This is a genomic window from Hymenobacter sp. M1-2 (assembly GCF_057808495.1).
The window spans coordinates 81,066-100,885 of record NZ_JBTYZO010000011.1; the positions used below are offsets into that span (position 1 = coordinate 81,066).

The following is a 19,820-nucleotide window of genomic DNA, read 5'->3' on the forward strand; positions in this document are numbered from 1 at the left end:
TGCGCGGAGCGTAGTTTGTGAGTGAGGCAAGCACGCCAAGAGTTAACCAGCAACTAGCTTAGTTGGGCTATTCTTGGCTGTGAGCCTCAAGGCGGGTAAGTACCTCGTCGAGTGTCAGCTCTCCCCGAACGAACTGGTTGAGCAGTAGCAGTTCATCGTCTTTCGGAGTCAGCGGCGTATTCTTAGTAAGATTCAGAACGAGCCTAACGACGCGCTGGCGCGATTGCTCGGTACTTAGCAGCGTGGTTTGCTGGTTCATATGCTGAAATGCGAATTGTTTGTAGGCCAAAGGTCTGAGGATGCCTAAAGGCAAACAACGTATTACTAACAGTATTTAAAGTGAATTAAACGGTATTTTGCCGGAAAATACTGGGGGGGGGAAATACGTATTCCACGTTTCGATGCGTGTTACTCACCGCAAAATGTGGTTTTCACAGGCTTGCAATTGTAGGCCCGGGTGTACACAGACTGAGGCATTAACGGAGCGTCATATGTTGCCAAACGAACCCGGAAAGCAGCCAATCACCTCTTCCGCCTGACCACACACCGACCTACAGGCAACGCCGTTGCTGAAAGTACCAACTACCTAACGGGTAAATGCATCAGCTCGAAAACCCACGAAGGTTACGCGTCTGGTCCTGAAGAAAACGTATCTGGAGGACGCAGACATTGGTGATTTTCGCTGACTTTTTATCAAGCAAAAAGGCCCGGAGCATTGCGCTCTGGGCCTTTTTGTTTCAGCTAGCAGGCAGCAAGTACTACTTGCCTACTTCTTCGTAGTCTACGTCGGTCACGTTGTCGTGCGCGGCGCCTTGCTGGCCGTTGCCGCCGGGCTGGGCCCCACCGAAGGGGTTGCCACCGTCGGCGCCGGGCTGGCCATCGGCCCCGCCTTGCGTGGCGGCGTACATTTCCTGCGAAGCGGCCTGCCAAGCAGCGTTGATGGCCGTCATGGCGGTGTCAATCTGGCCGAGGTCCTTGCTCTCGTGGGCCTTCTTGAGGTCGGCAAGGGCGTCTTCTACGGCCGTCTTGTTGCCGGCGCTCAGCTTGTCGCCGTACTCTTTCAGCTGCTTCTCGGTCTGGAAGATCATCGAATCAGCCTGGTTGACTTTCTCAATGCGCTCCTTCTCGGCTTTGTCAGCGTCGGCGTTGGCGGCGGCTTCGTTGCGCATCCGCTCAATGTCGGCGTCGGTGAGGCCGCTGCTGGCTTCGATGCGGATTTTCTGCTCCTTGCCAGTGCCTTTGTCCTTAGCCGACACGTGCAGGATACCGTTGGCGTCGATGTCGAAGGTTACTTCGATTTGCGGTACGCCGCGCGGCGCTGGCGGAATGGCGTCGAGGTGGAAGCGGCCGATGGTACGGTTCTGCGAAGCCAGCGGACGCTCGCCTTGCAGTACGTGAATCTCCACCGAAGGCTGGTTGTCGGAAGCCGTCGAGAAGGTCTCGGACTTCTTGGTCGGGATGGTCGTGTTCGACTCGATGAGCTTGGTCATCACGCCACCCATTGTCTCTATACCGAGCGAAAGGGGCGTCACGTCGAGCAGGAGCACATCCTTCACTTCGCCGGTCAGTACCCCACCCTGGATGGCGGCGCCCACGGCTACCACTTCGTCGGGGTTCACGCCCTTGGAAGGCTTCTTGCCGAAGAACTTCTCCACTTCTTCCTGGATGCGCGGAATGCGCGTCGAGCCACCCACGAGGATGACCTCATCGATGTCGGAAGTAGACAAGCCAGCATCTTTCAGGGCCTGGCGGCACGGGTCCATCGAGCGGCGCACGAGGCTATCGGCGAGCTGCTCGAACTTGGCGCGACTCAGCTTCACCACCAAGTGCTTCGGACCCGAAGCCGTAGCGGTGATGTAGGGCAGGTTGATTTCGGTTTCCGTCGACGAGGACAGCTCCACTTTGGCTTTCTCGGCGGCCTCTTTCAGGCGCTGGAGAGCCATGGCGTCTTTACGTAGGTCAAGACCTTCGTTTTCGCTGCTGAACTGGTCGGCCAGGAAGTTGATGATCACCTGGTCGAAGTCGTCACCACCGAGGTGGGTGTCGCCGTTGGTGCTCAGTACTTCGAACACGCCATCACCGAGTTCGAGGATGGAGATATCGAAAGTACCGCCGCCTAGGTCATACACGGCAATCTTCTGGTCTTTATGCTTTTTATCGAGACCGTAGGCCAACGCGGCCGCCGTGGGCTCGTTGATGATGCGCTTCACGTCGAGGCCGGCAATAGCACCGGCTTCTTTGGTAGCCTGGCGCTGGGCGTCGTTGAAGTAAGCGGGCACCGTGATAACGGCTTCCGTCACGGGCTGGCCGAGGTAGTCTTCGGCGGTCTGCTTCATCTTTTGCAGCACCATGGCCGAAATCTCCTGCGGCGTATACTGCCGGTCGCCGATTTGCACGGCCACCGTATTGTTGGAGCCACGAACCAGCTCGTAGGATATGTGCTTGGCTTCTTCGGTCACTTCGCCGAAGCCGCGACCCATGAAGCGCTTAATCGATTGGAGCGTATTCTTGGGGTTGGTAATGGCTTGACGTTTGGCCGGATCACCGACTTTGCGCTCGCCTTTACCGTTGTCGAGAAAAGCCACGATGGACGGAGTCGTCCGACGGCCTTCGCTGTTCGGAATCACCACCGGCTCGTTGCCTTCCATTACGGCTACGCACGAGTTGGTGGTACCGAGGTCAATACCAATTATTTTTCCCATTGCTGAAGGAGTATCGTTAGGAGTTGAGGTGTCAGGTTGTTGCGAATTGCTCGCACCGGGGGATTACAAGACGCGTACCAGCCACCGAAAAGGTCTTTTCTCGTGACAGATTGTCATTTTGAGGAGTGCCGACGGTTCTCTGTGCGACGGACTGACTTCTACGGGAGAATGGGGCGCGGGATTTTCTGCCAGCTGGGCAGGCAGGGATTTCTCGCAGTGTTTCGCAGAGGGTAGCGCAGTGTCCCGCAGTGTTCTGGCGAGTCACGATGACCACGTGGATGTTGGCTTGCTGCTGCGTTTTGGTGCTACTGTCTGGCTGCCAGAAACCCTGCTACAGTCTTCTCCCACAGCTTTTTGTGTTTGCGCCAGTAGGGTTCGTGGCCGGAGTTGGGGAAATCCTGACGCTGCTTGGGGCCAGCTAGGTTAGCGAAAATGGCGTCGGTTTCCGGGCGCGTTACGCGGGCGTCGGCGGCGCCCCAGAGTAGGAGCGTCGGCGTGTGAACTTGGGTGGCGTACTGGGTGGCGTCAAGGTCGAAAGCTGAGAAGTCGTTGGCCACGCCGCCCCAGAATACGAGCAGGTTGGCTATCGGGAAGGGCGGCACGTGCATGGAGCGGAAGCGGCTCTGGGCCGTTTGGAGCATGCTGCCGTAGGGACATTCGAGGATGTTGGCCGTGGGCCGCACGCCTAGTTCCGCTTCAGCCCGCAGCGTAGCCACGGCGCCCATCGAATTGGCGTAGAGGATAACTGCGCCAGGCCGCCGTTGCAGCCAGCGCGTTACGGCGGCCACATCGGCGGCTTCGTGGTGGCCCACGGTGCACACGCTGCCTGCGGAGCCACCGTTGCCAGCAAAATCGGTGAGCAGCACCGCGTAGCCGAGGCGGCGGAAATACGTTGCTTCGGTCAGGAGCTTGCTTTTGCTGCTGGTGTAGCCGTGAAACAGCGCCACCGTGCCGCGCGGGTGCGGCACGGCACCGTACCAGGCTTCGAGCCGGCCATTGGGGCTGGGCAAGTGCAGCGTGGCGTAGGGAAAGTCCGGTGTGGCGGTGTTGCGCGGCTTGGGATTCTTGATGCCGGTCAGCAGGACCCACAGTTTCTGCGGCGCCGTGAGTTGTTCGGGGTTGCCGGTGTGGCGGCCCGCCTCAGTGGTGAAGTGCGTGAAGCGCCAGGCGTGGAAAGCCGCTACTACATTCATTGCCACGAATAGCAGGAGTAATGCTAGTAGCAGCCGTTTGAATGAGAGTGGCATGTGGCATGAGTTAGCTAAGAGAAGATCAGAAAGCTAGTTCCCCTCCTTGGAAAGGAGAGGCCAGGGGTGGTTGATACTCGTTGCCCGTCATGCAGAGGCGCAGCCGAAGCATCTCGCGTGCCGAAGCTGCAATACTAATTGATTACCACTCTAGCCAGATGCTTCGTCGCCGCTTGATGCGCGGAATGCTCTGCGTGCGTTCTGGTAAACAACCTCAGCAACGGCTTTACCACCCCGGCCTGCGGCCACCCCTCCTTAAAAAAGGAGGGGAGCTAATATCTAGCTTATAGTCTTAGTCTTCGCTTGGCACTAGAAACTACTTGCGGCCGGCTTGGCCTCGGATGTTTGTGGGTTTACCTTTCGTCTTGGCGGAAGTGCCAGGGCGGCTGGGTTTGCCAGCTGATTTGCCGCGGCTTTTGGTGGCTGATGTAGGGCCGGTACCCGTTTTGCCGGTGGCTTTGCCGGCATCTTTGCCAGTGCTAGGTCGTACGCCGCCGGGCCAGTATTCCGATATTTTGCTGGCGGGCTTGAACGTACCCGCTGCGGCCGTTTGAGCGGCCATGTCTTCGCGCAACGCTTGCACTTCTTCGTTGGTCAGCTCGCGCCACTGGCCGGGTTGGAGTTGGCCTACTTGCATGTCGGCGATGCTCACGCGTACCAAGCGTAGAGTAGGAAAGCCTACAGCGGCCGTCATCTTGCGCACTTGCCGGTTCATGCCCTGCGAAATCCGGATTTGTACCCAGCTAGTGGGGATGTTGGCGCGAAAACGCACCGGCTTGCTTCGTTCCCAAAGGGTCGGCGGGCCGGGGAGCAGCTCCACGTCGGCGGGGGAGGAGAAGCCGGTTTTCAGGTCCACGCCGCGCCGCAGCTGCTCCAGGGCTTCTTTGGTAGGTACGCCTTCCACCTGCACCCAGTACGTTTTCGGCACCTTGAAGCGTGGCTCCGAGAGGCGGTGCTGCAGTTGCTTGTCGTCGGTGAGGAGCACGAGGCCTTCGGAGTCATAATCGAGCCGTCCGACGGGGTAGATGTTGGGCACGGCCACGAAATCCTTGAGCGTTTTGCGGCCCGCTTCGTCGGTGAATTGGGTAAGGACTTCGTAGGGCTTGTTGAGCAGAATGTAGCGCATAGAGAAAGTTGGGGCCAAAATAGCCCGGAGTAAAAACACGACGCGCGGCGCCGCGGCGGGCATTGAACGGTTGCGAGCCTTGCCGTGCAAGCGTCGCGGCTCAGACGCGGTATCTGTTTAGGCTGCGCTTTGGGTGGTGGCGTAGGCTTCGGTGTAAGTTTGGCCCCAGGCTTTAAGGCCCAGCAGCACCGGCTCTAGCTCGCGGCCGAGCGGCGTGAGCGAGTATTCCACTTTGGGCGGCACCTCAGCGTAGACCTTGCGTGCCAGCAGGCCGCTGTTTTCCAGCTCCCGCAACTGTAGCGTGAGCATGCGCTGCGTAACGCCTGGCAGCAAGCGGCGCAGCTCATTAAAGCGTCGATGCCCACTCAATAAATGATACAGAATAACGCCTTTCCAGCGGCCGCCAATTACGGCCAAAGCGGCGTCTACGGTGCAGCCAGTGGCACACATCACGGTTTCGTGCTTTTTCATACGGTGCCAAAGGTACCTATTTTGATACTACATACCAAAACTGTGCGTACTTGACGTGTATGCTGGTACTGTGTTGCTTTGCACCGTTTTCAACTTCAACCCAAGCAACTCTTACGCATGAGCCAGTTCCTGCATGCCCTGCACATCACGCAATACGGCGGCGCCGAAGCCTTTCAATTCACCCAGTTGCCCCTGCCGCAGCCCGGCCCCGGCCAAGTGCTAGTCGCCATCCGGGCCATTGGCACCAACCCCGTCGATTTCAAAACCCGTGCGGGCAAAGGCGTAGCCGGACGTATTCAAAGCCTGCCCTTCACTTTGGGGTGGGATGTATCGGGTACGGTGGTTGCCACTGGCGAAGACGTAAGCCTGACTCCCGGCACGGAGGTATTCGGAATGGTGAATTTTCCGACGCCAGGTAATGCGTATGCCTCGCACGTGTTGGCTCCCGCTTCTGAACTGGCGCCTAAGCCCGCCCACCTCAGCCATGAGCAAGCCGCTGCCCTGCCGCTAGCAGCCCTCACGGCTTACCAAGCCCTATTTGAATTTGCTGATCTGCAAGCCGGCCAAACCGTGCTCATCCACGCAGCGGCGGGCGGTGTGGGCCATCTGGCCGTGCAACTCGCCAGCCATGCCGGCGCGCACGTCATTGGTACGGGCTCGGCTCGCAATGAAGAATTCGTGCGCGGCCTCGGCGCCGCGCAATTCATCGATTACACGCAGCAAGCATTCGAGGAAGTGGCGCAAGATGTAGACGTGGTACTCGAGCCCTTAGGCGCCGATGTAGCGCGCCGCTCCGTGGCGGTGCTGCGGCCGGGTGGGGCATTGGTCAGCATCGTGGGAGGTGTCACGCCGGAGCTGATTGCCGCGCATCCCGAAATCAAAGCGGCTAGCATTCTAGTGCGGGCCGTGCCGGAGCATCTGGCGCATCTCACGGAGCTAGCAGCCCAAGGAAAACTGCAAGCCGAAATTGCCGCCGTACTGCCATTGACTGAGGCTTGGCAGGCTCATCAGCAGCTCGAAGCTGGCCACACCCGCGGCAAGATTATACTGGTGCCGTAGCGAATGGCCGCTGTAGCGCGGCAATCCATTCCGCGCTACAGCGGCCCAACGTCCCCGGGCTGAAGCCCAGGGCTACGTAGCGGAAAAGCTGGGAGTAATTCAACACCAATTCCGGAACTGTTCTAGCGCTAACCGCACGTCGACACGAAATCTGTGGCATGGGCTTCAGCCCGTAGCCCTTGCTGTTGCTGATGTGGCAGCCAGGTGGGCTACGGGCTGAAGCCCATGCCACGTATGTTTATACTCCGCCGGAATACTTTCGCGTGGCCCATTCCACCGTCACGAGAGCTAGAATCAGGAAGAACAACCACTTGAGGTTGATGAGGTCCTTCAGGTCTTCCTGCGAGTAAATTACCGGCTTGTAATCGGCCTTCAGAATATCCTGGGCAAGCTGCTGAAGCTGGGCCGGGTAGTAAAGCCGCGAGCCACTGCGGCGAGCCAGCTGGTAAAGCAGGTTGTGGTCGGCGCGGGACTGCAAAGCTTCGAGCTGCTGTTCCAGCACCAGCACTTCGCCGCGGTCCTGTTGCGGCTGCCCGCTGAGGGTGGCGCGGGCGGCGTAGCGGTAGAGGCCACCGGGCAGCGCGCCAAGGTGCAGCGAGGCGCCGTCTTCAGAATTGGTGTAGGTAAAAGTGCGCGTTTTCTGCTGCTCGTCCGTGAGCGTGAGCGTGATTTGCTGGCCGTAGATACGCTCGAAGATGGCGTTATAGGTTTCGGCGGCGAAGGTTACATCGTCCTGGGTGCTGAAGGCGTCTTGCGTGGGGTACACGTCGAGGCGCTTCTTGTTGGCATTTTGGGTGAGGAGCTGCAAGGTGCGGTTCACCATCCGGTCGTAGGCTTCGGGCCGGTCGTCGTGCTCCACGGCTTCTTGCAGGCGCCACTGCCAGCTGCCGTCCGTGAGCAGGGTGGCTTGCCGCTGTTGTGGTGTGCCGCCGAATACGAGCAGCGGCTTCTGCGTTTTGAGTCGGCCTACTTGCTGAAACAAGGCTGCTTCGGCCCCGCCGCCGAGGCGCAAGTCGCCAAACGGGACGGGCGCGGGCGGGTAGGCGGCAAAGCGGCGCAGCGCATCTTCCTCGAAGGAAAACCGCGAAAAGCTAGGGTTGAGTACCGGCGTCACCTCGTCGGTTTGCCCACCGCGTGGCGTCACGGTGAGGCCGGTGCCGAGGGCGTTGTAGGCGTTGAAATCGGACTGGGCGCCGAGGATGTACAAGGCTGGAATGCGGCGGCTGCGCACTTGAGATAACACGTCGGTACCTTCACCATTGCGAGCCGGCAGCTGGTGCAGAATGGCCACGTCGAAATCCTGGCCGGCTTTCAGTGGGCTGATACCGGGCAGGTAGGTGACGAGGTCGAAGTTGTCGTTTTGCTGGATGGCGGCCCGCAGTGCCTTTAGATCGGGGTGAGGCGCGGCCCCGGCCAGCAGCACGCGCAGCTTGCCCTTCACGATGTCGATGTAGGCGAACTTGCTGTTGTTGAGTTCCGTGAATTCGCCGGCCTGTCGCTCAATCACTACTTCGTAGCGGCGCTTGCCGGGCGCTGGCGCCACCACCGTGAACGTGGCTTTGGTGCGGCGCCGGCCCGTGGGCAGCAGTACGCGCTGGGTTTGCAGCACGCGGCCCTGCTCGCGCAGCTGCACTACCGCCGTGCCGCCCCCGAAACCGTCGTAGCTGATATCGGCCTCTATCGGGAAGCGGTTGCCACTGAACGCGACGCGGTTGTAATTGAGCGCGGGCAGGCTCAGGTCTTTCTTGGGCAGCGTATCGCCCACGGCCACGCTGTAAATCGGGAAGTTGAACTCGGAGTAAGTCGGCGACTGGCCCTGGTTCACGATGCCGTCGGAAAGCAGCACTACCCCGGCCAGATTGCGCCCGTCGTAAGTTTCGCGGATGCCCGTGAGCAGACCGTCGAGGTCGGTGCCCGCAGCCGTGAAGCGCACGGAATCCGGCCGGACCGATGCGGCTCCAAGGGAGCGGGTTTCCACCGTAAAGCCCCGGCCGCGCAACGTAGCCGCCAACTGTTGAAGCCCCGTCGTAGCCTGGCTCAGCACCGAGGCAGGCGTAAACAGCCCCACCGACTGCGAGTTATCAACGGCCAGTACCACAGTGGGCTTTTCGGTGGTAGTACTGGTGGTTTTGACGAAAGGAGAGAGGAGTAGAAAGCACAACAGGCTGACTACCAGAAAGCGCAGGGCGGCCAACCCGTAATTTAGGCCCCGGCCCCACGGTGCTTTGGCTGAGTACAGCAGGGCCGCGTAGCCCGCACCCGCCACCAGGCACAGCAGAATCAACCAGGGAGAAGCAGCGACAGAAATCAAAGGAGAGACTAAGAATGGAGCACTAAGAACTCAGAAGTAAGCGGGGAAGTTGCTTCCGCTAAGCCCGCCACCAAGCAGGAGCAGGTTGGGGGCGAAGTTAGGAAGTTGGCCGCTTGAAATAGAAGAGGCGGCGTTATTGCTCGCCGATAACAGCTAGGCCAAGCCATACGCCCGACTCAAGCAGCGGCGGGCGTTTGTGAAATAGTGCCTCATGAAACTAAAGCGGGAGCTTCGCGCTACAGGCAGAAACCTTTCCACCATCATTACCGCACTGTCACCAACTCCTCGCTTTCGAACATCCTTGCTGGTGAAATAACCTTCTCGTCCAACGGGATACGGTTGCCGTAGCGCTCCTTAAGCTTGGCCTGCACGGCGGGGAGGCTCAGGTCAAACTCTCGCAAGGTCTGCAACTGCCCAATTTCGCGCCCCGTCGCGTGCCGGTACATCTTCCAAAGCAGCTCAGAGCAATAAATACGCTCATCCGACCAGCCGAAATACAGGTCATAATTCTTGCCCCCATATTGCGCACCGGCCTCCCGCAGGCGCTGCAACGCCGCTGCCGTAAGCACCGTCTCCGCATCTCGCAGGCGCTTTACCACAAACTGCCCATCTTTCCCTCGCGCGGCCCAGGCCACCAGGGAAGTTTCGCTCACTGGCTGTACCGCCTCAAATACCCGCCACTCCTGGCCGCGCCGGAACAGAATCCCGCAGTGGCTGTACCGCGACTTCGTAGCCAACTGAATGGCCCGGCTCTGCGCCGATTGTGAAGTCTGGAAGATAAGGTCGCCCTCGTGTAGCCTCGGCGCTATAGCGGCAACCGCAGTACCTGCTACCCGCGCCTGTTGATATCGAACAAAGCGCCGCTTCAAGCGCGGATACGCTAGAAACGCCAACAGTAAAAGAGGCAATAGAAACAGCAGGATTCGACGATGCATGCGAATGAAATATGAGAAACCAGATGACGGAATTTTGTGAGCCAGTAAGATAGCACTACATCAGTCCTACCAAACAAAAAAGCCACAGATTCCAACGGAACCTGCGGCTTTTTAAAGTGAAGGAAAAAGAGCTTATTCCACCACGAGGCGTTTGGTAACGACGCCTTCAGCCAGGCTGATGCGCACCGTGTAGACGCCTTTGGCCAAGCCAGCTAAGGGCAACGCGGCCACGGAGCTGCGGCCGGCTGGAATCTGCTGGCGCTGCACCTGTTGGCCCAGCGCATTCAGTACGAGCACCTCGGCAGATTGCTTAAGCTGCGGCAGGCTCAGCCACGCTTGCTGGCTTGCCGGGTTCGGGTACACGCTTACCTGCGCGCTCAGCTGCGCCGAAGCATTAGCCAGCGCACGGTTCTGGCTGAGTTGTACCGAGAACCGGTTGGGTGCCTGCGAGGGCTCAAGAGTGCAGCTATACGTCGGCTGACGCTGCAAATCAACGGTAGCGCCGGTGAGGGCGTCGCGGAGGGTGGCCGTCCAGCCGGTGGGAAGGTTGAGCAGCTCGGCGGCGCGCAAGGTGTAGGTGCCGGCCTGCGCCACGCGCACCACGAGGGGTACGGTCACGGTGGTGGCCCCGAGCGCCGGCAAGCCATTGATAGACAGCTCATCAGAGCCGGCTAGGGCACCGAGCTGCACCGGGCTGCCATTGCCGAGGCGGAAAGCATCGAAGGCCGGGTCGAAGGCGGCCGTGGCTCCTTGCTGGAAGTAGATGGCCGTCTGCTCGGCGGCACCGTTGGCGGCTTGCAACTCCAGCAGCAGCTGCGGCCGTAGCTCAGTCGTGCGCTGGAGCGGAGCATTCGTGTACGTGGTGAGACGGGCGGCATTGCTCAGGTTGAGGCTGCCCGTGGTGCCAGCAGTGGTAGTGCGCACGAAGAAGCCCTGCGCCACCGCAATGGTGCTCGTGCCCCCGTTAACGCCCGCGCCATTGACGAAGCTGGCATACGCGCCGCTGTATTGTCCGCTCGACTTAAACACGTACACGGCGTTGTCGAGGCCGGTAGCGCCGCTCACGGCTTGCGTCCAGTTGATGGGGGCCGGATAAGGGTTGCCGAGCAGGTGCCAGCCCGCCTGGGCTTGGCCGCTACGCCCCAGACCAGTTGCCGACACGGCGCCGTTGCCGAGCGTGCCCACGAAGTCCAGGGTCTGGCCGCCGGTGAGGTTGACAGTGTAGCCCTGGCCGGGCGTCATGGCTTCGCCGGTGCTGGCCGGCGACACCCAGCCTTTGTCGAAGTCCGCTACCGCGCCGTTACCGGTAGTCGTCACGAGGCTCTGGTTGTAAAAGTAGATGTTGGGGAAGGGAGTAACCGAGCTGGGGCTAGGGTTGGCCGCCGTGTTGTACGCCGAATTAACCACGGGCGAGAAGCCCGCCGCAGCCAGATCCGCCAACGTGGTGTTGCTCACTGGCGCGGCAAAGTGGCGGTAGCCCAGGCCGCCGTTCAGGCTCCCATCGATGTAGCGCTGCACCGTAGCATTACCCGTCACGATGGCCGAGCCGTTGTTGACGACCATAGCCGTGCCACTCGCGTCGGAGCGCAGGGTCAGGTTGCCGTTGGACCCCAGGTTGCCGTCGAGCGAGAGAAGTTGCGCTACTGCTAGGGGGCTGTTGAGTTGCAAGCCCGCGGCACCCACCGTCAGGTTGCCGATGCTGCTGCCATTGCTGCCGCCGAAGCTTTGGGCGGCAGTGCCCGTGGTGAGCACGGTGCCCGCGCCGCTGACGGTGCCATTATTGACCAGGTTGCCGTTAAGGCTAAGCGCGCCGCCCGGGGCTACGGTCATGGAAGCGCCGCTGGCCACGGTGAAATTGTTAGCTGCCGCCGTTGTGCTCAGCACCGGGAAGTTGGGCACCCCAGCCGGAATAACCACGTTGTCTGTTGCAATAGGCACGACGTTGGTGCTCCAGTTGGCCGGATTGGTATATACGGTGCTCACGGCTCCCGTCCACTGCCCATTACCAGCGGCGGGCGGATTCACAATAACCGTTAGTGTAAAGACTGAAGTTGCGGGAGTAGAGAAGTTGTCAACGGCGGTAAAGGTGACGGTATTAGTGCCCGCATTGCAGGGGGCGCCGGTGACCGAAAACGTCAAGTTAGGGTTTGAACCGTTGTTGCCAGTAATGGGAGCGGTAGCGTTGCAGAGGCCGTTGAGGTTGGTGGTGACGTTAACGGTCTGGGTTACTTCCGGTCCGGAAAACTGCAGCGGTATAGTGCGCGTTTCCCCTTGGTTGAGAGTAATGGTATTGCCAGATGGTAAACCTGCCACGGCAGGGGGAGTATTATCCCTGATGCCTACCTGATAGCCTAAGCATTTCCCATCCAGCCAATCAACACCGCCAGGAGTACCAACGGTAGGATTGTTGGGGGCTTGGTCACTGTTGAGATTGAAGCGACCCGTCTGAATATAGTCTCCTGTCGTACCGCCACGGTTGGCACCTACTGTAGCTGCTGGTCCCCCAAACCCACCTGAGCCGCCAGGTGCGCCGGAAGCTGGATCACCGGTGCCCCACTGCATGTCGTCGTAGGAAATCAGCACATCGTTGCCAGTGAAGCCAGGAGCCGTGTTGGCCTTTATAACAAGCTGAAAAGTATTTTTCAAATCAACTTTCTTATTATAATACCCCACTCGGTTCCACACCACCACCAGCCGGTCGGGAAATACTTTATACCAGATGCTTCCACTTTCTTGGTTACCAGGAATTGAGAGTCCCGTTCCGCGCGTGTCCACATCAGCCCAGAAGGCGGCAATCATAGGCGTTGTGATAGGAAAGCCTTCGGGGCTGTAATCCTCTAGCGGTGCGCCGAAGGTGATGTTGCCATTTGTATTGATATAAACCTGTCTATATACAGTTCCAAACAATGAAAAGTCAAAGTTGAGCGCTATTGGCCCTATGGAGTTGTCGTCCTGAATAGGAACTTGTGACCATGCTCCTGTCCCAGTGGTATCAAAGGGTTCGAAGCATGCGGGCCGAGCCAGCGGAGTCCGACCAGGCGCTCGACGCGTTACCGGACGTGTCGGTGCCAATTGCTGGGCATAAGCGTCCTTTCGAATCTGGTAACCAGGGTCCGTATCCGTGGGGTTCCAGTGGCGGGGCTGCGACTGCTGAGCCGCGGCCGGGGTGTGCCAAGTAGCAACAAGTAGCGTCAGTGCTACTAGGCTGTGGCATAATCGGGTGTATAGTTTTGTCATGAGAAAAAAAGGTGAGAAGGAAGAGCAAAGGTGGAAGGAATAATATGTGGTAAATATATGATTGTAAGCAGGTGGTTTTAGTATTTGAGCCCAGACTTAGCTAAATAATAAACTTGACAAAGCAAAACCGGCTCTAAAACCAGTTCTGCTTTGTCAAGAATATCTATTCACTCTACAGCGGAGCGGCTGGACCTAAGTCAGCATGCCGCCATCCACTTGCAGCACTTGGCCGGTGATGTAGCTGCTGTCGTCGGAGGCAAGGAAGGCGGTGGCTTTGGCTACATCCTCGGGTGAGCCGCCGCGACGCAACGGAATAGCTTTGCGCCACTCGTCTACCACTTTCTGGTCCAGCTCGCCGGTCATTTCGGTTTCGATGAAGCCGGGGGCAATGGCGTTGCAGCGAATATTGCGTGAGCCCAGCTCCAGCGCCACCGACTTCGTGAAACCGATGATGCCCGATTTGGAAGCCGCGTAATTGCTCTGCCCCGCGTTGCCCTTGATGCCAACCACGGAGGTCATGTTGATGATGCTGCCGGCTTTGGCGCGCATCATGGGTTTGGTGGCGGCTTTGGTGAGGTTGAACACCGATTTCAGGTTCACGGCCAGCACCTGGTCCCACTGCTGCTCGCTCATGCGCATCAGCAACCCATCCTGCGTAATGCCAGCGTTGTTGATGAGGATGTCGAGCTTGCCAAACTCGGCCACTACGTCTTCCACCAGCTTTTCAGCGTCGATGTACACGGAGGCGTCGGAGCGGAAGCCTTTAACTTTGGTGCCGTAAGCGGCTAGTTCTTCTTCGAGTTGCTGGCCTTTTTCTACGCTGGAGAGGTAGGTGAAGGCCACCTGAGCGCCCAGCTGGGCAAAATGCACCGCGATGGCGCGGCCGATTCCTTTGGAGGCGCCCGTGATGAGGGCTACTTTTCCGTCGAGCAGTTTGGTCATAGGTGGGATGAGAGCTGTGAGCTTTGAGCTTTGAGCCGCAAGCTACAAGCATAACGGTTAGCTGCAAACCGTAAGTTCTGGCCAGTGAAAGCTTGCGGCTAATGACTGACGGCCTGCGGGTGATGATTGTTTGCTTGCGGGCGATAACTGTTTGCTTGCGGGTGATGTCTGTTTGCTTGCGGGTGATGTCTGTCTGCTTGCGGGTGATGTCTGTCTGCCTGCGGGTGATGATTGTATGGTTGCGGGTGATGACTGTTTGCTTGCGGGTGATGGCTGTTCAGTTGCGGGTGATGACTGACGGTCTGCGGCTGATGGCTGGCAGCTTGCGGCTTGTAGCTCGTAGCTTGCGGCTCAAATGATACACACCGATATCTGCATTCTGGGGGCGGGGCCGGGCGGCGCTACGGCGGCGTTGCACCTCGCCAACGCCGGCCAGCATTGCCTGCTGCTCGACCGTGCCACGTTCCCGCGCGACAAAGTGTGCGGCGATGCCCTCAGTGGCAAAGTACTGGCTGAATTAAAGCGGATTGACGCGGCCCTGCCGGCCCGGCTGGAAGCCTTGGCCGAACAGATTCCTAGCTGGGGAATCGATTTCTACGCTCCCAACGGCCGCAAGCTGGCCGTGCCCTTCAAGCCCGGCTACAACCCGTCCACCGACCGCGCCGCCGGCCACATCAGCAAGCGCCTGGCCTTCGACAACTTTCTCATCGAAGAAGTGCGCCGCCGCCCCGAAATCGACTTTCGAGAGGGCATTGACGTGGCGCAGCACGAACGGCAGCCCGACGGCCGCTGGCTGCTCAAAGCCGCTGACGGCACGCCCGTGGCGCGGGCGCGGCTGCTGCTCGTGGCCAATGGGGCGCAGTCGGGGTTTGCGCGGCAGATTGGGGGGCACGCCCTGGAACCGGCGCACCACTGCGCGGGCCTGCGGGCGTACTACCGCGGCGTGCAGGGTTTACACCCCGACAATTTCATCGAGCTGCACTTCATCAAGGATTTCCTACCGGGCTATTTGTGGGTGTTTCCCTTGCCCAACGGCGAGGCCAACGTGGGCGTGGGCATGCTCACGGAAGCCGTATCGAAGAAGAAAGTGAACCTGCGCGAGCGGCTCGCCGATATGCTGCAAACGCACCCCGCCCTAAAAGACCGGTTTGCCGAGGCTGAGCGGCTGGGACCGGTGCGCGGTTTCGGGCTGCCGCTGGGCTCCAAGCGCCGTTCCTTGTCTGGCGAAAACTATTTGCTGCTCGGCGACGCCGCCTCCCTCATCGACCCGTTCAGCGGCGAAGGCATCAGCCACGCCATGGTGTCGGGGCGGCACGCGGCCGACTGGGCGGGCCGGGCGCTGGCGGCCCAGGATTTCTCGCCCGCCTTCCTGCGCGGCTATGATGGCGCCGTGTACAACCGGTTGGGGCAGGAGCTGCGCCTGAGCCGGGCCATGCAGCGGCTGCTCAACTACCCAGCTCTGTTCAACTTCATTGCCAACCGCGCCGCCAACAACCCCACGCTGGCCGAGACGCTGTCGATGATGTTTCTGGACCTGGATATGCGTGAACGGTTGCGCCGCCCCAGCTTCTACCTGAAATTGCTGCTAGGCAAGTAAGTAGCGCGGAAATTCGTTCCGCGCACGAGCGGAGCGAGTATCCAATATGGCGGCAGGTAGGCACAGTAGCGCGAAGCTCCAGCTTCGCGCATCGTTGCTGAAGTTGAACGACCGGAACTACGCCGAAGCAACGCTTGTCGTTCAACGATGCGCGAAGCTGGAGCTTCGCGCTACTGTGCCTCACGCCTTCGGCCGTTGGGGAGTTGCGCGGCCTGCCTATCTTTGCCGGGCCCCGTTCTTGGGGTTCGCGCCCGGCGCGGTTTCCCTCACTCTCAAGTACAACAACATGGCATTGCAATACGACCTGGTCGTTGTCGGCAGCGGCCCCGGCGGCTACGTGGCCGCCATTCGGGCTTCGCAGCTTGGTCTGAAAGTCGGCGTTATCGAGCGGGAATCGCTCGGTGGCATTTGCCTCAACTGGGGCTGCATCCCGACTAAAGCCCTGCTCAAAAGCGCCCAGGTGTTCGAATACCTCAACCACGCCGCTGATTACGGCCTCAAAGCTGATGGCGTAGGGTACGATTTTGATGCCGTAATTAAGCGCAGCCGCGGCGTGGCCGATGGCATGAGCAAGGGCATCAATTTCCTGTTCAAGAAAAATAAGATTGATGTCGTAGAAGGCACCGGCAAGCTGCTGGCGCCCGGCAAGGTGGAAGTAACCAAGGCCGATGGCTCCAAGGAAACCGTAGAAGCCAAGTCCATCATATTGGCAACCGGCGCCCGCGCCCGCCAACTGCCCAACCTGCCCATCGACGGCAAAAAAATCATTGAGTACCGCAAGGCCATGAGCCTGGAGCAGCTGCCCAAACGCCTCGTCGTGGTAGGTTCCGGCGCCATCGGGGTGGAGTTTGCCTACTTCTACCGCGCCATGGGCTCCGAAGTAACGGTGGTGGAATACCTGCCGCGCATCGTGCCCGTGGAAGACGAGGATATCTCGCGGCAGATGGAGAAATCCTTCAAGAAGATGGGCATCAACGTGCTGACCAGCGCCGAAGTAACCAGCGTCGACACCAGCGGCGCCGGCTGCAACGTGACCATCAAAACCGCCAAGGGCGAGCAGCAAATGGAGTGCGACGTGGTGCTGAGCGCCGTAGGCGTGCAAACCAACCTCGAAAACATCGGTATCGAAGAGCTGGGTATCAAGGTTGAGAAAGGCCGCGTGGTGGTCGATGACTTCTACCAGACCAACGTGCCCGGCATCTACGCCATCGGCGATATTGTGCCCGGCCCGGCGCTGGCCCACGTAGCTTCAGCCGAAGGCATTATTTGCGTGGAGAAAATAGCCGGCCATCACCCGGAGCCGCTCAACTACCAGAACATTCCCGGCTGCACCTACGCCACGCCGGAAATTGCCTCGGTGGGCCTCACCGAAGAGGAAGCCAAAAAGCAAGGCTACGACATTCTGGTAGGTAAATTTCCGTTCACCGCTTCGGGCAAAGCCTCGGCTGGCGGCGTGAAAGACGGCTTCGTGAAAGTCATCTTCGACAAAAAATACGGCGAGTGGCTCGGTGCCCACATGATCGGCTCCAACGTAACCGAAATGATTGCCGAAGTGGTAGTAGCCCGCAAGCTCGAAACCACCGGCCACGAAATCATCAAGTCGGTGCACCCGCACCCCACCATGAGCGAAGCCGTCATGGAGGCCGCTGCTGCTGCTTACGGCGAGGTGATTCACTTGTAGAGAGGCGTGTAAGCTTTAGTCTGCACCTTGAAATAGAAAGCCCCGGTACCATTGTGGTACCGGGGCTTTTTGTATACCATTGCAATTCAATAATTGTACTCCTACATTTTGAATATCTCTTCTATGAAATGGCTTCCATCCTTCACTAAATTATTCATACTGGCAGTAGCTGGTTACGCTGCTTACATGATTTGTACCATCTACGTGTTTGAAAACATAACTAATCAACAAACGATGCTTTCCCAGGCGCTAGGAATTCTTCGGTTGGTGGCACTGGCGCTTGCAGCGGTTGCGCCACTATTAATTCTACTAAAGCTTTTTGTCCACCTCGATAGCAAACGTTAGTTTAATTGAGAACAGGATCCTGCTAATTCTGCACTAATCGGCTTCCAGCTTTGAACCGCGCCACTTTCGCCCGAATTTCTTCCAGGCCCAGATTGTGCACGCTGCCTAAGTGCGTCGTCTGGAACTCGCGGTGGGGTTGGTAGCTGCCGTCGTCTACGGCGCGGCCCACTTGCTTGTAAGCTTCGCGGAAGGGCGTGCCGCTTTGGATGAGCTGGTTGATGTTTTCGACCGAAAACACGGCGTCGTATTTGGCCTGGTTCAGCAAGTCGGGTTTGATGCGGAGCTGCGGGAGGGCGAAGAGTACGATGTCGAGGATGTCGAGGAACTGAGTCAGTGGCTCGAAGAGTAGCTCCTTTAGAATCTGGAAGTCGCGGTGGTAGCCGCTGGGCAGGTTGCTGGTAGCCAGGGCGAGCGTGTTGGGCAGGGCCTGCAAGGCGTTGCAGCGCGCCCGGATCAGCTCAAATACGTCGGGGTTTTTCTTGTGGGGCATGATGCTGGAGCCCGTAGTGAAAGCAGCCGGCAGCTCCACGAAAGCCAGGTCCTGCGAGTTGTAGAGTACCAGGTCATAAGCCATTTTCGCCAGCGTAGCGGCCATGCCAGCCACAGCGAAGCCAACTGTTTTCTCGGTTTTGCCGCGCAGCATCTGCGCGCCCACGCTGCTCACGGCTAGGCTGCCAAACCCGAGTTCCTGAGTGGTTTGGAGCCGGTCGATGGGGAAGGAGCTGCCGAAGCCGGCGCCGGAGCCGAGCGGGTTTTGATCGGCTACAGTGTGCGCAGCTTCGAACAAGGCTAGATCCAGTAGTAGATGCTCGGCGTAGGCTGAAAACCAGAGTCCGAAAGAGCTGGGCATAGCCGCCTGAAAGTGCGTGTAGCCCGGCATGAGGTCGGCGTGGTGAGCCTCGGCTTTTTGCAGCAGCACCTCTACCAGCTCCAACGTGCGAGCGGCAGCGCGTTTGGTATAGTCCTTCAGAAACAACTGAATGGCGGTCAGCACTTGGTCGTTGCGGGAGCGGGCAGTGTGGATTTTCTTGCCCGCGTCGCCGAACTTCTCGGTTAGGTAGTATTCGATTTTGGAGTGCACATCCTCAAAACTTTCGTCGATGACGAATGTGCCCGCCTCCAGCTGCGCGGCCAGTTCCGTGAGGCCCTGTTGCAGCTGTTTGTTTTCGGCTTCGGAAAGCAGTCCTGCCTTCGCCAGCATGTTAGCCTGGGCCTGCGAAGCCTGCACGTCGAAGCGCGCAAGGTATATATCCAACTCCCGGTCGCGCCCCACGGTAAACTGCTCAATCTTCTTATTGACGGCAATGCCTTTGTCCCAAATCTTCATGGCCGCAAAGGTAGGCACCGCCTGAGTTGTACCACGCCTGCCACCCAGCAAAAGCTCCGCTGCTGTTGTTTAACGCCCCCGAAATAAGGAATTGTTCTCGTCCGTTCCTATCATCGGCAGGCTGTAGTAAGCGCGGGTGAAATGCACGTTTTAAATGAGCAAAAAGCAGTTAATTCTCGGTCGCATTCTAACTGAAAAGCGAGCCCGAATTCCAAGCAAATTTCGATGGCTAACCTTCCTCTTATCGGCGGTGAAACTGTTGCAATCGGCCTCCTTTTTTGTCGCTTTTATCGGCCTCCTGGGGGCGGGCTAGCTTATACTTTTGTCATGTTTCCAACCCACTTAACTTTTTCACAACATGCAAAAGATCACCACCTTTCTGACCTTCAACGATCAAGCCGAAGAAGCGGTTAAGTTGTACACCAGCATCTTCAAAGATTCCAGAATCACCAACGTGATGCGTTACGCCGAAGGCTCCCCAGCGCTGGGCAGTGTGCTGACGGTGAAATTCGAGTTGGCCGGTCAAACGTACGTGGCCATGAATGGCGGACCGCACTTCTCCTTTTCGGATGGCATTTCGCTGGTTGTCAGCTGCACCGATCAAGCCGAAATCGATTCGTTGTGGGAGCAGCTTACGGCCAATGGCGGCCAGCCTGGCCAGTGCGGCTGGCTGAAAGACCCATTTGGCGTATCGTGGCAGATTGTGCCGGCCAACATGGGCGAGCTGCTGCACAGCCCCGAGCCGGCTCGTGCCCAGCGCAAAATGGGCGCCTTAATGCAGATGCACAAGATTCAAATTGCAGAACTGGCGGAAGCCTAGAAAGCGGCGCAGGCGGTAGC

Annotated in this window: 15 protein-coding genes; 5 read left to right on the forward strand and 10 right to left on the reverse strand. The window is 59.0% G+C overall.

The annotated features are described in order from the left end of the window. Nucleotides 1–67: 67 nt before the first annotated feature. The 5 genes from ACYSMN_RS12240 to ACYSMN_RS12260 form a co-directional block, all read right to left on the reverse strand. Nucleotides 68–259, reverse strand: coding sequence for a hypothetical protein (locus tag ACYSMN_RS12240; RefSeq protein WP_488924169.1), 192 nt, complete (start codon nt 257–259; stop codon nt 68–70). Nucleotides 260–758: 499 nt separating this feature from the next. Next, nucleotides 759–2,702: a molecular chaperone DnaK gene (dnaK, locus tag ACYSMN_RS12245; protein ID WP_488924170.1), complete on the reverse strand. Its 1,944-nt coding sequence runs from the start codon at nt 2,700–2,702 to the stop codon at nt 759–761. A gap of 305 nt (nt 2,703–3,007) precedes the next feature. Further along, a complete protein-coding gene (locus tag ACYSMN_RS12250; protein ID WP_488924171.1) occupies nt 3,008–3,949 on the reverse strand; it encodes an alpha/beta hydrolase in 942 nt (313 codons plus the stop codon). 316 nt (nt 3,950–4,265) lie between these two features. After that, nucleotides 4,266–5,075, reverse strand: a complete 810-nt coding sequence (locus tag ACYSMN_RS12255) for a pseudouridine synthase (RefSeq protein WP_488924172.1) — start codon at nt 5,073–5,075, stop codon at nt 4,266–4,268. 117 nt (nt 5,076–5,192) lie between these two features. Further along, complete coding sequence (locus ACYSMN_RS12260) at nt 5,193–5,546, reverse strand: winged helix-turn-helix transcriptional regulator (protein ID WP_488924173.1); 354 nt, start codon at nt 5,544–5,546, stop codon at nt 5,193–5,195. 117 nt (nt 5,547–5,663) lie between these two features. On the opposite strand from ACYSMN_RS12260, the gene ACYSMN_RS12265 reads away from it, so the two are divergent. Beyond that, on the forward strand, nt 5,664–6,605 hold the full coding sequence (locus ACYSMN_RS12265) for an NADP-dependent oxidoreductase (protein ID WP_488924174.1): 942 nt from the start codon (nt 5,664–5,666) through the stop codon (nt 6,603–6,605). A gap of 238 nt (nt 6,606–6,843) precedes the next feature. On the opposite strand, the gene ACYSMN_RS12270 is transcribed toward ACYSMN_RS12265, so the two are convergent. From ACYSMN_RS12270 to fabG, 4 genes are all read right to left on the reverse strand, one after another. Continuing rightward, on the reverse strand, nt 6,844–8,916 hold the full coding sequence (locus ACYSMN_RS12270; protein ID WP_488924175.1) for a VWA domain-containing protein: 2,073 nt from the start codon (nt 8,914–8,916) through the stop codon (nt 6,844–6,846). 263 nt (nt 8,917–9,179) lie between these two features. Further along, nucleotides 9,180–9,851 carry a YiiX family permuted papain-like enzyme gene (locus ACYSMN_RS12275; RefSeq protein ID WP_488924176.1) on the reverse strand — a complete coding sequence of 224 codons (672 nt, stop codon included), beginning with the start codon at nt 9,849–9,851 and terminating at the stop codon, nt 9,180–9,182. 132 nt (nt 9,852–9,983) lie between these two features. Next, nucleotides 9,984–13,088, reverse strand: a complete 3,105-nt coding sequence (locus ACYSMN_RS12280; RefSeq protein ID WP_488924177.1) for a DUF8693 domain-containing protein — start codon at nt 13,086–13,088, stop codon at nt 9,984–9,986. 192 nt (nt 13,089–13,280) lie between these two features. After that, entirely contained in the window at nt 13,281–14,030 is a 750-nt protein-coding gene (fabG, locus tag ACYSMN_RS12285; protein WP_488924178.1) for a 3-oxoacyl-[acyl-carrier-protein] reductase, read from the reverse strand. A 185-nt stretch (nt 14,031–14,215) separates the two neighbouring features. On the opposite strand from fabG, the gene ACYSMN_RS12290 reads away from it, so the two are divergent. From ACYSMN_RS12290 to lpdA, 3 genes are all read left to right on the forward strand, one after another. After that, on the forward strand, nt 14,216–14,389 hold the full coding sequence (locus ACYSMN_RS12290) for a hypothetical protein (protein ID WP_488924179.1): 174 nt from the start codon (nt 14,216–14,218) through the stop codon (nt 14,387–14,389). Continuing rightward, nucleotides 14,386–15,627 (forward strand): NAD(P)/FAD-dependent oxidoreductase, encoded by a 1,242-nt coding sequence (locus ACYSMN_RS12295; protein ID WP_488924180.1) that lies wholly within the window; start codon nt 14,386–14,388, stop codon nt 15,625–15,627. The genes ACYSMN_RS12290 and ACYSMN_RS12295 overlap by 4 nt, the downstream gene beginning before the upstream one ends. A 286-nt stretch (nt 15,628–15,913) precedes the next feature. Then, nucleotides 15,914–17,308: a dihydrolipoyl dehydrogenase gene (gene lpdA, locus ACYSMN_RS12300; RefSeq protein WP_488924181.1), complete on the forward strand. Its 1,395-nt coding sequence runs from the start codon at nt 15,914–15,916 to the stop codon at nt 17,306–17,308. Nucleotides 17,309–17,675: 367 nt separating this feature from the next. Here lpdA and argH read toward each other — a convergent pair whose 3' ends face one another. Continuing rightward, entirely contained in the window at nt 17,676–18,980 is a 1,305-nt protein-coding gene (argH, locus tag ACYSMN_RS12305) for an argininosuccinate lyase (protein WP_488924182.1), read from the reverse strand. 358 nt (nt 18,981–19,338) lie between these two features. On the opposite strand from argH, the gene ACYSMN_RS12310 reads away from it, so the two are divergent. Further along, a complete protein-coding gene (locus tag ACYSMN_RS12310; protein ID WP_488924183.1) occupies nt 19,339–19,800 on the forward strand; it encodes a VOC family protein in 462 nt (153 codons plus the stop codon). Nucleotides 19,801–19,820: the final 20 nt, after the last annotated feature.

What these genes read in the sequence shown, in the direction of transcription:
- fabG (WP_488924178.1), bottom strand. Translation starts at nt 14,030, where the DNA reads ATGACCAAACTGCTCGACGGAAAAGTAGCCCTCATCACGGGCGCCTCC.
- ACYSMN_RS12310 (WP_488924183.1), top strand. Translation starts at nt 19,339, where the DNA reads ATGCAAAAGATCACCACCTTTCTGACCTTCAACGATCAAGCCGAAGAA.
- ACYSMN_RS12275 (WP_488924176.1), bottom strand. Translation starts at nt 9,851, where the DNA reads ATGCATCGTCGAATCCTGCTGTTTCTATTGCCTCTTTTACTGTTGGCG.
- ACYSMN_RS12265 (WP_488924174.1), top strand. Translation starts at nt 5,664, where the DNA reads ATGAGCCAGTTCCTGCATGCCCTGCACATCACGCAATACGGCGGCGCC.
- ACYSMN_RS12240 (WP_488924169.1), bottom strand. Translation starts at nt 259, where the DNA reads ATGAACCAGCAAACCACGCTGCTAAGTACCGAGCAATCGCGCCAGCGC.
- ACYSMN_RS12250 (WP_488924171.1), bottom strand. Translation starts at nt 3,949, where the DNA reads ATGCCACTCTCATTCAAACGGCTGCTACTAGCATTACTCCTGCTATTC.
- ACYSMN_RS12295 (WP_488924180.1), top strand. Translation starts at nt 14,386, where the DNA reads ATGATACACACCGATATCTGCATTCTGGGGGCGGGGCCGGGCGGCGCT.
- argH (WP_488924182.1), bottom strand. Translation starts at nt 18,980, where the DNA reads ATGAAGATTTGGGACAAAGGCATTGCCGTCAATAAGAAGATTGAGCAG.
- ACYSMN_RS12255 (WP_488924172.1), bottom strand. Translation starts at nt 5,075, where the DNA reads ATGCGCTACATTCTGCTCAACAAGCCCTACGAAGTCCTTACCCAATTC.
- lpdA (WP_488924181.1), top strand. Translation starts at nt 15,914, where the DNA reads ATGGCATTGCAATACGACCTGGTCGTTGTCGGCAGCGGCCCCGGCGGC.
- ACYSMN_RS12280 (WP_488924177.1), bottom strand. Translation starts at nt 13,088, where the DNA reads ATGACAAAACTATACACCCGATTATGCCACAGCCTAGTAGCACTGACG.
- ACYSMN_RS12290 (WP_488924179.1), top strand. Translation starts at nt 14,216, where the DNA reads ATGTCTGTCTGCTTGCGGGTGATGTCTGTCTGCCTGCGGGTGATGATT.
- dnaK (WP_488924170.1), bottom strand. Translation starts at nt 2,702, where the DNA reads ATGGGAAAAATAATTGGTATTGACCTCGGTACCACCAACTCGTGCGTA.
- ACYSMN_RS12260 (WP_488924173.1), bottom strand. Translation starts at nt 5,546, where the DNA reads ATGAAAAAGCACGAAACCGTGATGTGTGCCACTGGCTGCACCGTAGAC.